The sequence below is a fragment of the Azospirillum rugosum genome, assembly GCF_017876155.1.
Lineage (GTDB): Bacteria > Pseudomonadota > Alphaproteobacteria > Azospirillales > Azospirillaceae > Azospirillum > Azospirillum rugosum.
The window spans coordinates 26,099-43,209 of sequence record NZ_JAGINP010000011.1 but is presented as its reverse complement, the minus strand read 5'-3'; the positions used below and the strand labels follow the sequence as shown (position 1 = coordinate 43,209).

General features: G+C 69.6%; 13 protein-coding genes. 5 read left to right on the top strand and 8 right to left on the bottom strand.

Annotation, left to right across the window (positions count from 1 at the left end):
* Positions 1 to 39 precede the first annotated feature (39 nt).
* The 3 genes from egtB to J2851_RS15990 form a co-directional block, all read right to left on the bottom strand.
* Positions 40 to 1,338 (bottom strand): ergothioneine biosynthesis protein EgtB, encoded by a 1,299-nt coding sequence (gene egtB, locus J2851_RS16000; protein ID WP_209767381.1) that lies wholly within the window; start codon positions 1,336 to 1,338, stop codon positions 40 to 42.
* A 178-nt stretch (positions 1,339 to 1,516) separates the two neighbouring features.
* Positions 1,517 to 2,065 carry a hypothetical protein gene (locus tag J2851_RS15995; protein ID WP_209767380.1) on the bottom strand — a complete coding sequence of 183 codons (549 nt, stop codon included), beginning with the start codon at positions 2,063 to 2,065 and terminating at the stop codon, positions 1,517 to 1,519.
* A 142-nt stretch (positions 2,066 to 2,207) separates the two neighbouring features.
* Positions 2,208 to 4,820, bottom strand: coding sequence for a glycosyltransferase family 2 protein (locus tag J2851_RS15990; RefSeq protein WP_209767379.1), 2,613 nt, complete (start codon positions 4,818 to 4,820; stop codon positions 2,208 to 2,210).
* Positions 4,821 to 5,252: 432 nt separating this feature from the next.
* Here J2851_RS15990 and J2851_RS15985 point away from each other — a divergent pair, with 432 nt between their 5' ends.
* The 3 genes from J2851_RS15985 (at position 5,253) to J2851_RS15975 (ending at position 6,107) form a co-directional block, all read left to right on the top strand.
* Positions 5,253 to 5,660, top strand: a complete 408-nt coding sequence (locus J2851_RS15985) for an HIT domain-containing protein (RefSeq protein WP_209767378.1) — start codon at positions 5,253 to 5,255, stop codon at positions 5,658 to 5,660.
* A 103-nt stretch (positions 5,661 to 5,763) separates the two neighbouring features.
* Positions 5,764 to 5,940, top strand: coding sequence for a CsbD family protein (locus J2851_RS15980; protein WP_209767377.1), 177 nt, complete (start codon positions 5,764 to 5,766; stop codon positions 5,938 to 5,940).
* Positions 5,940 to 6,107, top strand: coding sequence for a hypothetical protein (locus J2851_RS15975; protein WP_209767376.1), 168 nt, complete (start codon positions 5,940 to 5,942; stop codon positions 6,105 to 6,107). The genes J2851_RS15980 and J2851_RS15975 overlap by 1 nt, the downstream gene beginning before the upstream one ends.
* A 57-nt stretch (positions 6,108 to 6,164) precedes the next feature.
* On the opposite strand, the gene J2851_RS15970 is transcribed toward J2851_RS15975, so the two are convergent.
* From J2851_RS15970 to typA, 5 genes are all read right to left on the bottom strand, one after another.
* Positions 6,165 to 6,797, bottom strand: coding sequence for a TetR/AcrR family transcriptional regulator (locus tag J2851_RS15970; RefSeq protein ID WP_209767375.1), 633 nt, complete (start codon positions 6,795 to 6,797; stop codon positions 6,165 to 6,167).
* Positions 6,775 to 7,314: an anthrone oxygenase family protein gene (locus J2851_RS15965; protein WP_209767374.1), complete on the bottom strand. Its 540-nt coding sequence runs from the start codon at positions 7,312 to 7,314 to the stop codon at positions 6,775 to 6,777. Before J2851_RS15965 ends, J2851_RS15970 begins: the two co-directional genes overlap by 23 nt.
* Positions 7,311 to 7,736, bottom strand: a complete 426-nt coding sequence (locus tag J2851_RS15960; RefSeq protein WP_246500704.1) for a hypothetical protein — start codon at positions 7,734 to 7,736, stop codon at positions 7,311 to 7,313. The genes J2851_RS15965 and J2851_RS15960 overlap by 4 nt, the downstream gene beginning before the upstream one ends.
* 111 nt (positions 7,737 to 7,847) lie before the next feature.
* Positions 7,848 to 8,324 carry an OsmC family protein gene (locus J2851_RS15955; RefSeq protein WP_209767373.1) on the bottom strand — a complete coding sequence of 159 codons (477 nt, stop codon included), beginning with the start codon at positions 8,322 to 8,324 and terminating at the stop codon, positions 7,848 to 7,850.
* A gap of 126 nt (positions 8,325 to 8,450) precedes the next feature.
* Positions 8,451 to 10,277: a translational GTPase TypA gene (typA, locus tag J2851_RS15950; protein ID WP_209767372.1), complete on the bottom strand. Its 1,827-nt coding sequence runs from the start codon at positions 10,275 to 10,277 to the stop codon at positions 8,451 to 8,453.
* Between the two features lie 273 nt (positions 10,278 to 10,550).
* Here typA and J2851_RS15945 point away from each other — a divergent pair, with 273 nt between their 5' ends.
* Together J2851_RS15945 and J2851_RS15940 are read left to right on the top strand one after the other, a co-directional pair.
* On the top strand, positions 10,551 to 12,476 hold the full coding sequence (locus tag J2851_RS15945) for an autotransporter assembly complex protein TamA (protein WP_209767371.1): 1,926 nt from the start codon (positions 10,551 to 10,553) through the stop codon (positions 12,474 to 12,476).
* A gap of 253 nt (positions 12,477 to 12,729) precedes the next feature.
* Positions 12,730 to 17,016, top strand: a complete 4,287-nt coding sequence (locus J2851_RS15940) for a translocation/assembly module TamB domain-containing protein (RefSeq protein WP_211114344.1) — start codon at positions 12,730 to 12,732, stop codon at positions 17,014 to 17,016.
* Positions 17,017 to 17,111: the final 95 nt, after the last annotated feature.

Sequence of the window (17,111 nt, the reverse complement as noted above, 5' to 3'; positions counted from 1 at the left end):
GGGGAGGGTTAGGGTGGGGGCTCAAGGCGACCACTTCCCTCACGCATCCTCAGCCAGCCGAATCCCCGTGAAGGACAGGCGCGTGTCCGGGCGCAGATAGTGGCGCGTGGTCGGGTTGGCGTGGTCGAAGGGGGTCACGCAGCTGCCGCCGCGCAAGACCATGCGGTTGATCATGAAGCGGCCGTGCACGGCCTCGTCCACCCCATCCGGCAGGCGATAGCCGGGGTAGGGGGCGAAGGGGCTGAGCGTCCATTCCCAGATGTCGCCGAACATCTGCCAGGGCCCCTCGCCGTGGCAGGGGCAGGCCCGTGGGTGGCGGTAGCCGGTGCCGAGCAGGTTGCCCATGCTCTCGCACCGCGCGCCGAGGGTCTCCCACTCCGCCTCCGACGGCAGGCGCTTGCCGGCCCAGCGGGCGAAGGCGTCGGCCTCGTACCAGCTGACGTGGCAGACCGGCTCGGCGGGGTCGAGCGGGCGCATGCCGTAGAGCGTGAAGATCTGCCAGGCGCCGTCGCGCCACTCCCAATAGAGCGGCGCCTGCCAGTTCTCGGAGCGCGCCAGTTCCCAACCGTCCGCCAGCCAAAGCGCGCGGTTGGAATAGCCGCCCTCCTCGACGAAGGTCAGGTACTCGCCGCAGGACACCGGCTGGGACGCCAGCCGGAAGGGATTCAGGTACACGCGGTGGCGTGGCCCTTCGTGGTCGAAGCCGGGGCCAGCGTCGGCGCGGCCGATCTCCACCAGACCGCCCTCGTGCGCGATCCAGTCCTGCGGCTGCGGCGCGGTCGGGTAGACCTGCGGCGGCTGCTCGTAGGCGGGGCGCAGCGGGTTGCTCCAGAAGGCGTGCTTGATGTGGGTCAGCATACGCTCCTGGTGCCGCCGTTCATGGGCGATGCCGACCTCCACACGGTCGGCGACCTCGGCCAGGCCGGCGTCGTCGACTTGGGCCAGCAGGTGCAGGACCGCGGCGTTGACGTGGTCGCGGTAGCGCATGACCTCCGCCCCGCTCGGCCGCGACAGCAGGCGCAGGGTCGGCGAGGGAAGCTGGTGGTTGCCGAAGCGGTCGCTGCGCGCCGCGAAGAGGTCGAGGAAGGCGGAGTCGAAGGGGCGGTAGCCGGGGCTGTCGGGCACCAGGACGGTGGTTTCGAACAACCATGTGGTGTGGGCGAGATGCCATTTGGCCGGGGCGCCGTCGGGAACCGACTGGACCATCAGGTCTTCCGGCGACAGGGGCGCGGCCAGTTCGGCCGTGCGCCCGCGGGCCTTCTGGAAGCGGGTCGCCAGGGACTGGCGCAAGGCGTCGCCGGACGGCTGGGCGTGCTTGGCGATGTGGGAATCGGGCACGGGGGCCTCCTCGCGGGAGCGGGGTTTCCGCGGCGGGAAGGGCGCCGGACGGCGCGTCGGCCCGTCGCCGGAGGACATCGCCGCCGATTGTGCCGCAACCCGTCATCGGCTGGTGCGGCGCATCGGGGGGAGGATGTGCCCGAATTTGCGGCGGAGCCGGGGCGAGACTGCTTGTTCGTCAGGCATCGATGATGGTGTGTGGCCGCAGCGCGCCGTCCAGGGTCAGGAGCAGGTGCAGATAGACGGCAACGCGGCGCGCGGTGAGGGTGTGGCGGCTGAGGCAATCACGGAGCTGCTTGGCGAGGATGGCGTTCTCTTCCGTCTCTTGTGCCGAAAGATGCGCGTGCGTCGGGGCTGCCATGTGGACGATGTGGTCATGGTCCACGGGCACGGCCGTTGCGGAGTCCTCGATCAGGGTCGCCGCGATGCGCTCCTCGTCGGCCTCCGGCGGTGCGGAGGAGGCGGGAGGCGGCGTGCGGGATGCCAAGTGGGAGCGCAGGTTCTGCTTGATGCGCGCGCGCTGGGCCGGCTCCAGGCTGTCGATCTCGTCGATTTCGTCGAACAGGAGGTCGTAGATCCGGCGGCGCTTCCGGTTGGGTTCCTCCCGGTCGCGGCGGTCCTGTCGGGCGTCGCGTCGATGCTGTCGATCCGTGGCGCTCCCCGGCCGCTCGACCATGTTGGGCGAGCGGACCAGCGGTTCAGACCGGCTGATGAACGTGTCGGCCATGGCGGCCTCCACCACGAAAGTGTGGATAGTTTAGTCTACGGACAGTGGCGCCCTTGTCAAGGTGACGGTTGGCCGCCGGGTTGCCCAAACGAAAAGAGCCCCGCCGGGGCGGGGCTCTTCGTTTCGGACGGGAAGACGTCGGTCAGTCGGCGGCGCCGGCGCCGGCGACCTCGGTCGGCTCCGGACGGGGCTTGCCGAACTTGATGTTCGGGAAGGCGTTGATCAGCGCCGTGACGAAGGCCGACAGGTAGGGCAGGGACTGCACCACCAGAAGGCCCGACCACATGAAGGCGTCGCGGTTCTCGTGGCCGAACACCATCACGATGGCCAGCGCCGCGCCCCACAGGCCCAGCAGCAGCGCGATCTCCTCCCGCGCCATCAGGAAGGCCTGCATCAGGGCCGGCTGGTTCTCGCATTTCGGCGTGCGGACGAAGGGCCGTCCGGAGGTGAACATGCCCAGCCACATGGCGCGGCCGACCGTGTGGGTCAGCGCCATGCCGGCGATGGCGGCACCGACCTTGTCCCAGAAGCCGCACTTCACCCGCGCCTCGTACAGCCAGAGCGACGCGCCGACCTTGAAGGCGAAGACGCTGAGCGTCGGGATCATGAAGACGTTGGGCGGGAACTCGAAATATTTCGGGAAGGCCAGCAGGCCGATCGACCAGATGATGCCGGCGATGCCGAAGATCATGTGGGCGGCGTCGGCGAACCAGGGCAGCCAGCCGGTGATGAAATGGTACTTCTGCCCGGCGGTCAGGCGCGGGCCGCCCGGCAGCAGGTCGCGCCAGTGGTGCTTCAGGATCTGCACCGCGCCGTAGGCCCAGCGGAAGCGCTGCGTCTTGTAGGCGGAGAAGCTGTCGGGGACGAGGCCCTTGCCGTAGCTCTCCGGCATGTAGACGGCCTCGTACTTGTGCTCGAACAGGCGCAGGCCCAGGTCGGCGTCCTCGGTGATGCACCACTCGCCCCAGCGGCCGACCTCTTCCAGGGCCGACTTGCGGATGATGGTCATCGTGCCGTGCTGGATGATCGCGTTGCGCTCGTTGCGCTGGATCATGCCGATGTGGAAGAAGCCCGCGTATTCCCAGTTGATCATGCGCTGGAACAGGTCGTGGCCCCACTCGCGGTAGTCCTGGGGCGACTGGACGAAGCCGACCTCCGGCCGGTCGAAGTGCGGGATCGTCGCCTTCAGCCAGTCGGGGTGGACCTGGTAGTCGCTGTCGATGACCGCGATGTGCTGCGCGTCCGGCGCCGTCTGGGCGAGGCCGAAGTTCAGGGCGCCGGCCTTGAAGCCCGGCCAGTTGTCCAGGTGGAAGAAGCGGAACTTCGGCCCCAGCTGCTTGCAATACTCCTCGACCGGGCGCCAGACGGCCGGGTCCTTGGTGTTGTTGTCGAGCAGCAGGACCTCGTAGTTCGGGTAGTCCAGCCGGGCCAGCGCGTCCAGCGTCTGGATGACCATGTGCGGCGGCTCGTTGTAGCAGGGCACATGGATGGAGACCTTCGGCGCGTTCGGCGCCGGGGCGGCGGAGCAGGGGTTGAACTTGCGCCGGAAACGGTCCTGCCAGACCACCTCGGTCAGCTCAAGCCCGTCGATCAGCATGACGGCGAGCAGGACCAGCTGGCAGAACAGCAGGATGCCCCAGGCGATCTCCGTCGTGGTGGCGAGGCCGGCGGCGCTGGCCACGCTGACCGAGAAGACCAGGACCGAGGCCACGGCCTGGATCATGCCGCCGTAGAAGATCTGCCCGCCAAACTTCAGGTCGCCGCCGCGGCGCCACAGGAAGAAGACCAGCGGCAGGAAGCCGACGGCGATGGAGATGCCGCACAGCAGCGGCCAGTTCCGCAGCTCCGTCACCTCGCCGATCATCGGGAACTTGGGCTTGCGCCACGCGTCCCACAGTCCCCAGCTGGTGCCGGCGGTGCCTTCGATCTCCCGCTTCCAGGGCTGGTCGAAGGCCTCCATGATGAAGTAGTCGAGCTTGTTCTGCGCCGCGACGTTCAGGAAGGTGCGGATGAACTTGGCCTGGTTGACCTGGCTCGCCTCCGCGCCGCGGCGCCACGGGCCCTCGGCCGGCCAGCCGATTTCCGAGATCAGGATGTGCTTGTTCGGGTACTTGGTCTTCAGCTCGTTGTAGCGGACCATGGCGTAATCGACCGACTGGTCGGCGGGCACGCCTTCCCAGTAGGGCAGCAGGTGCACGGCCAGGAAGTCCACGGCCTCCACCAGCTCCGGGTGGGACAGCCAGACGTGCCACGGCTCCGCGGTGGAGACCGGGACGTTGACCTTCTTCTTCACCCGCTTGATGTAGTCGATGGCCTGCGGGACGGTGACGTCGGCGCGCAGGATCGCCTCGTTGCCGACCAGGACGCGGCGGACGTTGCTGTTGTCGCGGGCCAGCTTGATCAGGCCGTTGATCTCCGGCTCGTCAATCTCGGGCTTGCCCGCGATCCAGGCGCCGGCGGTGACGGGCAGGCCGTACTTGCGGGCGACCGGGGCCACCTGCTCCGACCCGTCGGTGGTGGAGTAGATGCGCACGCCCTTGACCGACCCCTCCAGGGCCAGCATGTCCTTCTCGATGTCCTCCGCCGAGGCCTTGTCGCCCTTGGACGGGCTCTTGTCCGGGTGGAAGGGCGTGTAGCCGACGCCGCTGATGGCGCCGCCCCAGGACCGTTCGGCCACCGGGCGGTTCCACAGCGCCCAGACTCCGATGTTGCCCAGGATCACGAGAAGAAGAGCCGCGATCGCCGACTTGCGCATGTCCGTCTTTCTATTCCCAAGCATTCGGCGGCCGTCCTGGCGATGGAATCTTGGCGATCCCCGCCCCGGCCGCATCCCCCTCATACCCGCAAACGGCGCCCCAAAAATGGCATGAGGGCGGTCGTGCCGCCCCGACACCGTCTTCGGACCGAACCCCCTAACCCACGCTGGCTGCTGGACTTTTCAGGTCCGCACGCAAAGCCCGCCCGCTCCGGCCCGGTGGCTGTCCACCCTTGGCGGAGCGCGACGACCTTCCCGCGTCATGCGTCGCCTTTGTAAAACGGCGCCGGACCGAATAAAGATCGTCGGGGAGTTTATACATTTTTCTTCGCCCCGCAACCATGGCCGCGACCACGGCCCACATGGCTGGTTTGGCGAACACATCAGCCCGGCGTTTATTCCCGAAGGCAAAAGACAAGGGTGGGTGACCAAATGTTCCGACTGCATGAACGTCTCCAGGCCGACACGGCACCGGTGGCGGAGCTTCCGCTCTGCCGGGTGCTGCTGATGGACAACCGGGTCTGGCCTTGGCTGATCCTGGTGCCGGCCGTCCCGGATTTGACGGAGATCCACCAGCTCGACGAGGCCGGGCGGCACCGGCTGGTGGACGAGATCGCCCAGGCCTCGACGGCGCTGGAGCAACTGGTCCGGCCGGACAAGATCAACGTCGGCGCGCTCGGCAACATGGTGCCGCAGCTGCACGTCCACGTGATCGCGCGCACCCGCTCCGACCCGGCCTGGCCGGGGCCGGTCTGGGGCTCCGGTTTCGCCGAGCGCTACGACCCGGCGGAGCGGGACAGCCTTATCCGATCGATCGGGGAGCGGTTGGGCCAAAAATAGGACGGCCGGCATCGGCCACCTTCATCACGCAAGCACAACCGTGACGTTTCCTCCCCGCCGCTGTTGAAGCCGGCATGTGTCAACGCAAAAGGAGGGGACCATCATGAACACCGATCGCATCGTGGGCGCCGGCAAGGAACTGAAGGGCGAGGCCAAGAAGCAGACCGGCGACCTGACCGGCAACCCGGAGATGAAGGACGAAGGCCGCGCCGACAAGGCCGAAGGCAAGGTCGACAAGGTCATCGGCAAGGTGAAGGACGTCCTGCGGGGCAACAAGTAATGTCCGGCCGCAAGGACGACGCCCCCTCCGAATCCGCGCAGCGGATCGAGGACAAGCTCGTCGAAGAGACCGGCAAGGCGTCGGGAAACCCGGAAAAGCCGGTCCAGGAAAAGTTCGACGAGATGGGCGAGAAGGACGAGATCAAGAAGAAGGGTTTGCGGGATTGAGACAGGCCGGGAGCACCAGCTCCCGGCAGCCCGCCGTCTGAGGCGGCGTTCCGGGCCTCACCGGCTCGTCCTGGCGACCAGAGCCATCATCGTCTCGACCGCCTGTGCGACGATGCGCTCCGGCTCGACCGCGTGGAATGGCCCCCGGCGGCGCAGCGCGAGGCTGACCGCGCCGTGCACCACCGACCAGAAAGTAAAGGCGGCGGCGTCCGGATCCAGCCCTTCCAGATAGCCCGACTTCTGGCAGGCGAGAATGGACGTCTTCAGGAACTCCAGCGATCGCTGCCCGATGTCCTCCGCCTCGGCATTGCCGGCTGCGCGGAGCGCGTTCAGTCGCAGGAACGGTCCGCGCTCGATGAACATCAATTCATACAGATTCGGGTTTTCCAGCGCGAAGCGGACATAGGCAAGGCCGCCGAGGCGCAACCGCTCGTAGGCGTCGTCTCCGGCGGTGCGGCCCGCGGCGGCCTTGTGGGCGTAAAGGCGCCGGAACCCATCGTCGTGGACCGCCAACAAAAGCGCTTCCTTGTTCGGGAAGTAACGGTAGAGCGCGGGCGCGCGGCAGCCGACCTCGGCCGCGATGTCCTGCATCGTCACCGCGTCGGTGCCGCGCTCCACGAACAGCCGCGCCGCTGATTCGACGGCGCGGGTCTTGATGTCGATGCGCTCATCCTTGCGCGGGCGGACCATGCGGGACCTGATGGGCTGTGTCGGGGGCGGTTGGACGGAGGGTGCTGGCAGCCAGCAGCACGAAGGCGATCGTGCCGGCCACAGTGCGCAGATCGTTCCAGCCTGTCCACTCCCGGATGTAGACCGTCATCGCCGCCCCGCTTTCGGTCAGGGCCGGGTCGAGCAGGGCGAGCGCCCGGTTGAGCGGCACGTTGCCCACCGACGTTACCGTGAAGACACCCAGCAGGTAGACGGTGCTTCCGGCCAGCGCCAGCCGCGCACTGGTCCCGTCCCGGAGCGCCCGCGCGCGGATGGCGACGAGAACGCAGAGCAGTGGCGCGCCGAAGAAGCCGGTCGCGAACAGCGCGTTCCGCACGGCGGCGTTGATGGCCTGCATGGAGGCGAGCGCCGTCTGCGGGTCGGCCAACGCCAGCCCCGGCATCACCACCGTCGAGAACGACCAGAAAAAGCCCGCCATCACGCCGGCCCACAGCGTGGCGAGCAGCCGCAGACCGCGGTCGAGGTCGTGCCCGCTCATGATGGCATCCTCAGCCCGCCGCTGCGCACCAGCTTCCAGCTTCCCGCCACGAGCAGGGCGATCAGCGCCGAACCGACGAGGATGACGGGGTAGACGGCGCTGGTTTGGGCGAAGTAGGGCGCCGGTCCGGGGTAGAGCTTGTGCGGGCCGAAGGATAGCAGCGATTCCAACGTGACCAGGGCCGCCGGCAGCGCAAACCAGTGGGAGCGTGCGATCAGCAGCGCGGCACACAGCGCGCATAGGGCCAGCGAGGCCGCAAACAACGGTGCAAAAGCCAAGGGGGGATGGGGCGGCGTCTGTGTGAACTGCCCCGCCAGCATAGCGAGCTTCAGGATCGCCAGCCCGGCCAGCGCGCCAAGGACGAGGCAGCGGTCGGGGTTGGGGGCAGGGTCGGGATAAGCAGGGTCGGGAGCGTGTGGCATGGCAGCATCCTGCGTAAGTGAATATCATTAAGTTAATGGTATTCACTTACAGGACGCAACGGGGTGCGTGCTTTTGTCCGACCGGCCATTTCGCTGGATGGCTTGTGCGGATCACCCGCCCATTTCGATGACCGGGGCGCAGCGCACCGGGAAATTCACCGAGTTCGCGACGAAGCACTGCTCGTGCGCCTCATGGTGCAGGGAGTCCGCCTTGGCGGGGTCGCTGCCGGGGGCGATGGTCACGTGCGGGCGCAGGGTTACCTCGGTGAAGCGGCCGGGGCGGCCGTCGCCCTCGGTCATGGTGCCGGAGGCGTCGTCACGGTAGGCGGTCACGGCGATGCCGTTGACGGCGCAGAGGTGCAGGTACCACAGCATGTGGCAGGCCGACAGCGAGGCGACCAGAAGGTCTTCCGGGTTGTGGCGCGTCGCGTCGCCGCGGAAGGCCGGGTCGGAGGAGCCGGCGATCGCCGGCTTGCCGGGAATAGCGATGTCGTGGTCGCGGCTGTAGGCCTTGTAGCCGGACGTTCCGGTTCCCTGGTTGCCCGTCCAGGTCACGGTCGCGCTGTAGCGGTGGTCGTGCGCCGACATGGTCCGTTCCCCTCCCGATGGATTGCGAGGGAAGGGTAGTCGCGCAACCGAGCCCTGAAAAGAAACGGGAGGGCAAAGCCCTCCCGCAAAAACACCCTAACTCGGACTGGAACTCAGCCCGCCAACTCAGCTGGCCTCGGCCGCGCGCTGGTGGCGCTTGCGCTCGTTCGGGTCGAGGTAGCGCTTGCGCAGGCGGATCGACTTCGGCGTCACCTCCACCAACTCGTCGTCGCCGATGTAGGACAGGGCGCGCTCCAGCGTCATCTGGATCGGCGGCGTCAGGCGCACCGCCTCGTCCTTGCTGGTCGTGCGGATGTTCGTCAGCTGCTTGCCCTTGATGACGTTGACCTCAAGGTCGTTGCCGCGGGTGTGCTCGCCGATGATCATGCCCTGGTAGACCGGCACGCCCGGATCGATCAGCATCGGGCCGCGATCCTCCAGGTTCCACAGCGCGTAGGCCACCGCGGTGCCGTCGGCGTTGGAGATCAGCACGCCGGTGCGCCGGCCGGCGATGGTGCCCTTGTAGGGGGCATAGCCGTGGAACAGCCGGTTCATGATGCCGGTGCCGCGGGTGTCCGTCAGGAACTCGCTCTGGTAGCCGATCAGGCCGCGCGACGGGGCGTGGAAGACGATGCGGGTCTTGTTGCCGCCCGACGGGCGCATCTCGATGAGGTCGGCCTTGCGCTCCGCCATCTTCTGGACGACGGTGCCGGAGAACTCCTCGTCCACGTCGACGACGACTTCCTCGATCGGCTCCAGGCGCTGGCCGTTCAGCGGGTCGGACTTGAACAGCACGCGCGGACGGCTGATCGCCAGCTCATACCCCTCGCGGCGCATGGTCTCGATCAGGATGCCCAGCTGCAGTTCACCGCGGCCGGCCACCTCGAAGGCGTCGCCGCCCTCGGTGTCGGTGACGCGCAGCGCCACGTTGCCTTCCGCTTCGCGCATCAGGCGGTCGCGGATCATGCGGCTGGTGACCTTGTCGCCCTCGCGGCCGGCCAGCGGGCTGTCGTTGACCGAGAAGGTCATCGCCAGGGTGGGCGGGTCGATCGGCTGGGCGGCCAGCGGCTCGGCCACCTCCGGCGCGCAGATGGTGTCGGCCACGGTGGTGGTGGTCAGGCCGGCCAGCGCGACGATGTCGCCGGCGTGCGCCTCGTCCACCGGAACGCGCTCCAGGCCGCGGAAGGCCAGGACCTTGCTGATGCGGGCGTTCTCGATCAGCTTGCCGTCGCGGCTCAGCGACTTGATGGCCATGTTGACCTTGACGCTGCCGGTCTGGATGCGGCCGGTCAGGATGCGGCCCAGATACGGGTTCGCCTCCAGCGTGGTCGCCAGCATGGTGAAGGGCAGGTCTTCCTCGACCTTCGGGGCCGGGACATGGTCGCGGATCAGCTCGAACAGCGGGGTCAGCGTCTCGCGGGCGCCGTTCTCCAGGTCCGTGGTCGCCCAGCCGTTGCGGCCCGAGGCGAACAGGGTCGGGAAGTCCAGCTGCTCGTTCGAGGCGTCGAGCGAGGCGAACAGGTCGAACACCTCGTCATGCACCTCGTGCGGACGTCCGTCCGGCCGGTCCACCTTGTTGATGACGACGATCGGGCGCAGGCCGAGCTTCAGGGCCTTGCCCAGCACGAACTTGGTCTGCGGCAGCGGGCCCTCGGCCGCGTCGCAGAGCAGGACGACGCCGTCGACCATGGAGAGGATGCGCTCCACCTCGCCGCCGAAATCGGCGTGGCCCGGGGTGTCGACGATGTTGATGCGCAGGTCGTTCCACAGGACCGACGTGCACTTGGCCAGGATGGTGATGCCGCGCTCGCGCTCCAGGTCGTTGGAGTCCATGGCGCGTTCCGCGACCTGCTGGTTCTCGCGGAACGAACCGGCCTGCTTGAGGAGCTGGTCGACCAGGGTGGTCTTGCCGTGGTCGACGTGCGCGATGATGGCAACGTTTCGAAGATTCATGTGTCGGGGACTCGTAAGCTCGGTTCCGGGGCTTCCGTTTCGCAATGCCGCCCCGACACCGCGGCACCCCTGCCGCGCACAACAAAAAAACCCTCCGAGGGAGTATCGGGGGGCTCTGTCGGGGAAACTGTTGCGACGCAATATAATGATCCGGCTTCATAACGCAAGCGGAGAGGCGTTCCTTCGCCCCCAAATCGGATATGCGGAATTTCTATGGGGGTGCGACAGCGGCGCGACTGGCGCTTTTGTCTCGGCAACCCACATTGCCCGTTGATGATCCGCCGCGCTTCCGCTTCCCGCCTCGCCATCCTGCTGCTCACCGGTGCGCTCGCCTCCCAGGCGGGCCCTGACGCGCGCGCGCAGGAGCCGACACCGCCGCCCGCCGGGGAAACGCCCGCCGAAACTCCGGCCGAGCCATCCTCCGCCCAGCCGGAGGCCGGGCCCAAGGTTCCCTACGAGGTGGAGATCACCGGCGTCGAGGACGGCGGCCTCAACAAGATCCTGAACGACACCTCCACCCTGGTCGGCCTGAGGGACGACCCGCCGCCGTCGGTGCTGGGGCTGGAACGGCGGGCGGCCGACGACCGGGAGCGGTTGCACACGGCCCTGCGGTCGGAGGGCTATTACGACGCGACGCTGGACATCCGGGTGGACGCCGACCGGCAGCCGGCGAAGGTGACGGTGGCCGTGCAGCCGGGGCCGGCCTACCGGTTCAAGACCATCACCATCGCCTCGGCCGACGCCGCCCCGCTGCCGGGCGCCCCGATCACGGCGGAGGACATCGGGCTGACGCCCGGCGACCGCGCCCGCGCGCCGCTGGTGGTGGACGGGCAGAGCGCGCTGCTGCGCCGCCTGTCCGACCGCGGCCACCCCTTCGCGACGGTGGCGGAGCGCCGCGTGGTGGTGAACCACGAAGAGCGCAGCATGGACGTGACCTACACGGTCGCCCCCGGCCAACTGGTCGTGTTCGGCGACACCCGCATCGAGGGGCTGAAGGACGTCGACGAGGACTTGATCCTGGGCCGGCTGCCCTGGGCGCGCGGGCAGGTCTACGACACGGCGCTGTTGGACAAGGCGCGGACGCAGATCGCCGGGCTCGGCGTGTTCGACACGGTGAGCGTGCGGCTGGCGGATCAGCCGGGGCCGGGCGGCTCGACCCCAGTGACCGTGACCCTGGCGGAGCGCAAGTTCCGCTTCATCGGGGCGAACGTCTTCTATTCCTCCACCGACGGCGTCGGCGGCGGCGCCTATTGGGGCCACCGCAACCTGTTCGGCGGGGCGGAGCAGCTGAGGCTCGGCGTCGACATTGGGCGCATCGCCGGCGACAACGGCAGCGGCTCGGCCCGCGGGCGCGACCTCGACCTGCCGGACCTGCGCTTCTCCGCCAGCTTCCGCAAGCCGGACTTCCTCGCCACGCAGCAGTCGCTGATCGCGAATTTCCAGGTCGCGTCGGAGCAGCTTCCGGCCTACGACCGCGTCGCGACGCTGCTGTCCGCCGGGCTGGAGCGGCAGTGGACCGACCAGCTGAAAAGCTCCATCAGCGTCAGCGGGGAACGCGGGCGGGTGCGTTCCAACCTGCAGGAATTTCAGACGGCCTTCGTCGGCGTGCCGGTGGGCATCGCCTGGGACGGGTCCAACAACCTGCTGAACCCGACCGAGGGCTACCGCGTGTCGTTCCAGGGGACGCCGTGGTTTCCCATCGGCGGCGACACGGACACCCAGTTCACCACGCTCCAGGTCAACGCGTCGGCCTACCACGACCTGACGGGCGACGGGCGCTACGTCGCGGCGGGGCGCATCGGGCTGGGCGGCACGGCGGGGGCGTCGCTGGCCCAGATTCCACCGGACCACCGCTTCTACGCGGGCGGCGGCGGGTCGGTGCGCGGCTTCGGCTTCCAGAAGGCGGGGCCGCGCGACGTGTTCGGCGACCCGACCGGCGGGCGGTCCCTGTTCGAGGCGGGGCTGGAGATGCGAATCAAGGTGACCGACACCATCGGAGTCGTGCCCTTCGTCGACGCCGGCACGGTCTACGACAGCGCCTTCCCGGATTTCAGCCAGCAGCTGCGCGTCGGCGCCGGCATCGGCGCGCGTTATTACACGGATTTCGGACCGTTGCGGGTGGATGTGGGATTTCCGGTGAACGCGGAGTCCGGGGACGCGAAATGGCAGCTCTACATCAGCCTGGGGCAGGCTTTTTGAGGGCTGCGTGTTGCCCCCTCGACCGATGCCCCCTCCCTAACCCTCCCCCGCTGCGCGGGAGAGGGGACTGCCGCCGTCTTCCCTTCCACCGCAACGCGGGGGAGGGTGCCCGCGGGAGCGGGTGGGAGGGGGCGCCGCGCCCGAAAAATGCCCCTTGGTTTGGGACGCAACTCCCTGTTTCCCGTTGTATCGTTCGGGTAATACCGCCAAGGGGTGCGTGGTGACGGGGTTGCGTCGTCTGATTGTCGTTCCGATGGTTCTCGTCGCCCTGGGCGGCGCGGCGGCGGGCGGAAGCGCGCTCGCCGCCGACGCGGCGGGCGGCGGCTGGGGGCCGGCGAACGCCGTGCGGCGCTGGATCGCCCAAACCATCGAGAAGGCGGTCAGCGGCCCGGACCTCCAGGTCACCATCGGCACCATCGGCGGGGCGGTGCCCTTCAACTTCACCATTGACGAAGTCTCGGTTGCCGACCGCCAGGGCGTCTGGCTGAAGCTGGAGCAGCTGCACGTCAACCTCGCTCCAACCGCGCTGCTGACCGGCCGCGCCAAGGCCGACGTGGTGGAGGCGCAGCGCGTGACGGTGGAGCGCGCGCCGCTGCCCGCCGACCCGCCGGCGCCGCAGCAGGGGCCGACCTCCCTGCTGCCCAGCCTGCCGGTCGGCGTCGCGGTGGGCCAGCTGAAGGTGGACGAGCTGCGGCTGGCGGAGCCGTTGCTGGGCCAGGCGGCGGTGCTGCGGGTCGAGGGATCGCTCGACCTCGCGTCCGGCGGGTCGTCGCTGGAGACGCACCTTGCGGTGGACCGCATCGACAGCCAGCCGGGCCAGGTGAAGCTCGACGCCGCCTTCAACCCCGACGAAAAGCGGCTGGACCTGAATCTGAAGGCGTTGGAACCGGCGGGCGGCCTGATCGCGAAAGCGCTGGCCATCCCCGGCGAGCCGCCGGTCGCGGCGACGCTGGACGGGCAGGGCACGCTGGACGACTGGAAGGGCACGCTGACCGCGACCGCCGAGAACGCCGCCCGCCTGAACGCCGACGCCACCGTGAAGGCGGTGCCGGAGGGGCACGCGGTGACGCTGGCGGCCGGCGGAGACGTGGCCGCTCTGCTGGGGCCGCAGGTGGCGCCGCTGGTGGGACCGCAGCCGGCGCTGAACGGCACGGTGCTGGTGGCGCCCGACGGCGCGCTGACTCTGCGGCCCGTGGCGGTGCAGGCCGCTGCCGGGACGGCGACGTTGAACGGCACGGTGGGCGCCGACCGGCGCACGCTGAACCTGACCTACGAGGTCGCGGCCGGGCCGGACTCCGCTCTGCACGGCCTCGCGCCGGACATCGCGTGGCGGGAAGGCGTGGTGACGGGCAGCGCCGCCGGCACGCTGGATGCGCTGACCGTCGCCGTGCAGGGCGTCATCCGCGACCTTTACAGCAACGACCCGGCGATATCCGCGGCGGCAGGGCCGGAGGTGCGGCTGGACGGGCGCGCGCGCCTGTCCACCGGCGACGGGAACGTGCAGTTGGAGGGCCTGACCCTGACGAGCGCCGCCGCGACCGCGACGGCGCAGGGCAGCGCCGCCGGCTGGGGGCAGACGGCCGACATGACGCTGGCGCTGACCGCGGACGACCTGTCGCGTTTGTCCGGGCTGGCCGGGCGGCCGCTGGGCGGGGCGGTCACCGTCCAGGGGCCGGTGCGGCGCGCGGCCGACGGCGCCATCACAGCGGAGTTGAACGGCGACCTGCGGAACCTCGACACCGGCACCCCGGCGGATGCCGTGCTGGGCGACGCCGCGACGCTGCGCTTGGCCGCCGGCATGGAGCCGGGCGGGGCGATGCGCCTGAACGATCTGAACGTGGACGGGCGCAACGGGCGGTTGACCGGCACCGCCGCGCTGGTCGACAACCGCGTGGACGCCAAGACCCGGCTGGAGATCGCCGACCTCGCCCCGGTCGGGGAGAAGGTCGGGACGGAGATGGCCGGCACCATCGCGCTGGACGCCACCGCCAATGGCCCGCTCGATGCCCTGGCGGCGGAGGCCAAGCTGAACGCCCGTGGGCTGACCGTGCAAGGCCGCCGCTTCGGCGCCACGGACCTGACCGCCACCGCCGCCAACCTGCCCTCAAGCCCGCGTGGCCGGATCAACGCCCGCACCGAACTGGCCGGCGCCGGGCTGACCGCCGACGCGGCCTATGCGCTGGAGGGGCAGGTGCTCCAGGTCAGCGACCTCGCGCTGGCGAACGGGGCGAACCGCATCACCGGCGCGGTGCGCGTGGCGCTGGACGCGCTGACCGCCACCGGCAAGCTGGACGGGACCTTGCCGCAGCTGAAGACCCTGTCGGAGCTGGCCGGGGTGCCGCTGGATGGGGCCGCGGGCTTCACCGTGGCGCTCGACGCGCCGAACGGCAAGCAGGCCGCCACCCTGACCGCCAACGCCAACAACCTGCGGGTTGAAGGGCAGGGGAACAATGGTGGGGCGCCGCTGCTGGTCGCCCGCCGCATCACCGCCAACGCCGATGTGGCGGACGCGCTGGGCAGCCCGACCGGCAAGGCGCGGCTGGAGCTGCTGGACGGGGCGGCGGCCGGCAACGACCTCGCCCGCGTGACGGCCAGCGTGGACGGCTCCCTCGCCAAGGCCGGGTTCCGGGCGGAGGCCGCCGGGGCCGGGCGCGACCCGCTGGCGCTCGACCTCGCCGGCAATTTCGCCCAGGACAATGGGCTGAACCGGATCCGGCTGGACCGGCTCCAGGGCCGTTACATGGGCGAGTCCTTCCGGCTGACGCAAGCCGCCAATGTCGCGCTGGGTGACCGGCGTTACGAGGTGAAGGGGCTTCAGCTGGTCAGCGGCAACGCGCGGCTCGTCGCCGACCTCGGCATGGTCGGCGACCGGCTGTCGGGAGAGTTGCGGCTGGACCAGGTGCCGATGGCGCTCGCCCGGCTGGCCAGCCCGACGTTGCGGCTGGACGGCACGCTGAACGCCCAGGCGACGCTGGGCGGCACGCTGGCCCGCCCGCGCGCCGAGGCGACCGTGCGCGTCGCCAACCTGAAGGCGCAGCAGGCGACCCAGGCCGGCGTGCCGGGCGTCGACGCCACGGTCAACGCCCGCTGGCAGGACCAGCGCGTGTCGGTCACCGGCAACGCCGCCACCCGCAACGGCGCCGGCCGCATCAACCTGACCGCCGGGGCGCCGCTGGTGATGAACGCAGACACGATGGCCGTCTCCGTGCCGGAGCGCGGGGCGCTGGAGGGGGCGCTGAACGGCACCATCGACGCGTCCATCGCCAACGACCTGCTGGCCGCGACCGGCGACCGGGCGCGCGGCGCGCTGAATCTCGACGTCCGCGTCGGTGGCACGGTGGGCAAGCCGCAGCTCGGCGGCGTGGTGACGCTGCAGAACGCCCGCTACGAGAACCGGGCGTCCGGCGCCATCATCCGCAACATCAACGCCCGCATCGTCGGCACCGGCGACGTCTTCACCATCGAGAGCTTCACCGCCAACACGGCCAACGGCGGCGCGCTGGGCGTGCGCGGCGTGATCCGGCCGGGGGCGACGGAGACCCAGCAGCTCGACCTGCAAATCCAGGCGGACAACGCGCGGCTGGCACAGAACGACCTGGCGACGGCGGACATCGGCGCCTCCCTGAGCCTCACCGGCACCTTCACCAACCCGCGGCTGGCCGGGCCGATCCGCATCCAGAGGGCCGACATCCAGATCCCCAACCAGACCCCGCCGAACGTCGTCGACCTGAAGGTGGTGGAGGTCGGCGGCCGGCACGGGAATGGCGCCAAGGACAAAGTCAACGGCAAGCCCGCCAACGGCCAGCCGGCCGCGGAAGCCCCCTTCGCCATGGCGCTGGACCTGACGGTGCAGGCGCAGAACCAGATCTTCGTGCGCGGCCGCGGGCTGGAATCGGAATTCTCCGCGGACCTCAGGGTGGCCGGCACCTCCAGCCAGCCGCTGGTCACCGGGCGGCTGACCATGCTGAAGGGCAGCCTGGACCTGCTGGGCAAGAGCTTCGACTTCAAGCGCGGCATCATCGAGTTTGACGGCGGGCCGCAGATCGACCCGCGGCTCGACCTTCTGGCCGAGGCGTCGGCCAACAACATCACCGCCAACGTGGTGGTCGGCGGGACCGCCAAGCAGCCGAAGCTGGAGCTGACCTCGCCCCAGGGCCTGCCGCAGGACGAGGTACTGTCGGGCGTGCTGTTCGGCAAGTCGGTCAGCAGCCTCAGCGCGGGGGAGGCGGTGCAGCTCGCCCAGTCCGCCGCGACGCTCGCCGGCTTCGGCGGCGGGGGCGGCGGGCTGCTGACCCGCGTGCGCAAGTCGCTGGGCGTGGACCGGCTGGAGTTCACCTCCGGCGAGAACGGCCGGGGCGGCGCCGTCCAGGCCGGCCGCTACGTCAGCGACCGGGTCTATGTCGGCGTGGAGCAAGGAATCGGCGCGAACCAGAGCCGCGCCACCGTCGAAGTCGACATCACCAAGAACATCAAGGCCGAGGCTGACATGGGCGCCGATTCAGAAACCCGGCTGGGCGTGAAGTGGGAGTGGAACTACTGAGCCCTAAGCGCAGGTCACGTTGGACATAAAATTACCCGCGTTTTGAACAAAAATGGGTACTCCGTTTGGAGAAAACACGCGATCCGGCCGGCGAT

Excerpts from the sequence above, each read along its gene's own strand:
- J2851_RS15990 (WP_209767379.1), bottom strand. The coding sequence starts at position 4,820 with ATGCGCAAGTCGGCGATCGCGGCTCTTCTTCTCGTGATCCTGGGCAAC.
- J2851_RS15940 (WP_211114344.1), top strand. The coding sequence starts at position 12,730 with ATGGTTCTCGTCGCCCTGGGCGGCGCGGCGGCGGGCGGAAGCGCGCTC.
- J2851_RS15955 (WP_209767373.1), bottom strand. The coding sequence starts at position 8,324 with ATGTCGGCGCACGACCACCGCTACAGCGCGACCGTGACCTGGACGGGC.
- J2851_RS15960 (WP_246500704.1), bottom strand. The coding sequence starts at position 7,736 with ATGCCACACGCTCCCGACCCTGCTTATCCCGACCCTGCCCCCAACCCC.
- J2851_RS15985 (WP_209767378.1), top strand. The coding sequence starts at position 5,253 with ATGTTCCGACTGCATGAACGTCTCCAGGCCGACACGGCACCGGTGGCG.
- J2851_RS15980 (WP_209767377.1), top strand. The coding sequence starts at position 5,764 with ATGAACACCGATCGCATCGTGGGCGCCGGCAAGGAACTGAAGGGCGAG.
- typA (WP_209767372.1), bottom strand. The coding sequence starts at position 10,277 with ATGAATCTTCGAAACGTTGCCATCATCGCGCACGTCGACCACGGCAAG.
- J2851_RS15945 (WP_209767371.1), top strand. The coding sequence starts at position 10,551 with ATGATCCGCCGCGCTTCCGCTTCCCGCCTCGCCATCCTGCTGCTCACC.
- J2851_RS15995 (WP_209767380.1), bottom strand. The coding sequence starts at position 2,065 with ATGGCCGACACGTTCATCAGCCGGTCTGAACCGCTGGTCCGCTCGCCC.
- J2851_RS15965 (WP_209767374.1), bottom strand. The coding sequence starts at position 7,314 with ATGAGCGGGCACGACCTCGACCGCGGTCTGCGGCTGCTCGCCACGCTG.
- J2851_RS15975 (WP_209767376.1), top strand. The coding sequence starts at position 5,940 with ATGTCCGGCCGCAAGGACGACGCCCCCTCCGAATCCGCGCAGCGGATC.
- J2851_RS15970 (WP_209767375.1), bottom strand. The coding sequence starts at position 6,797 with ATGGTCCGCCCGCGCAAGGATGAGCGCATCGACATCAAGACCCGCGCC.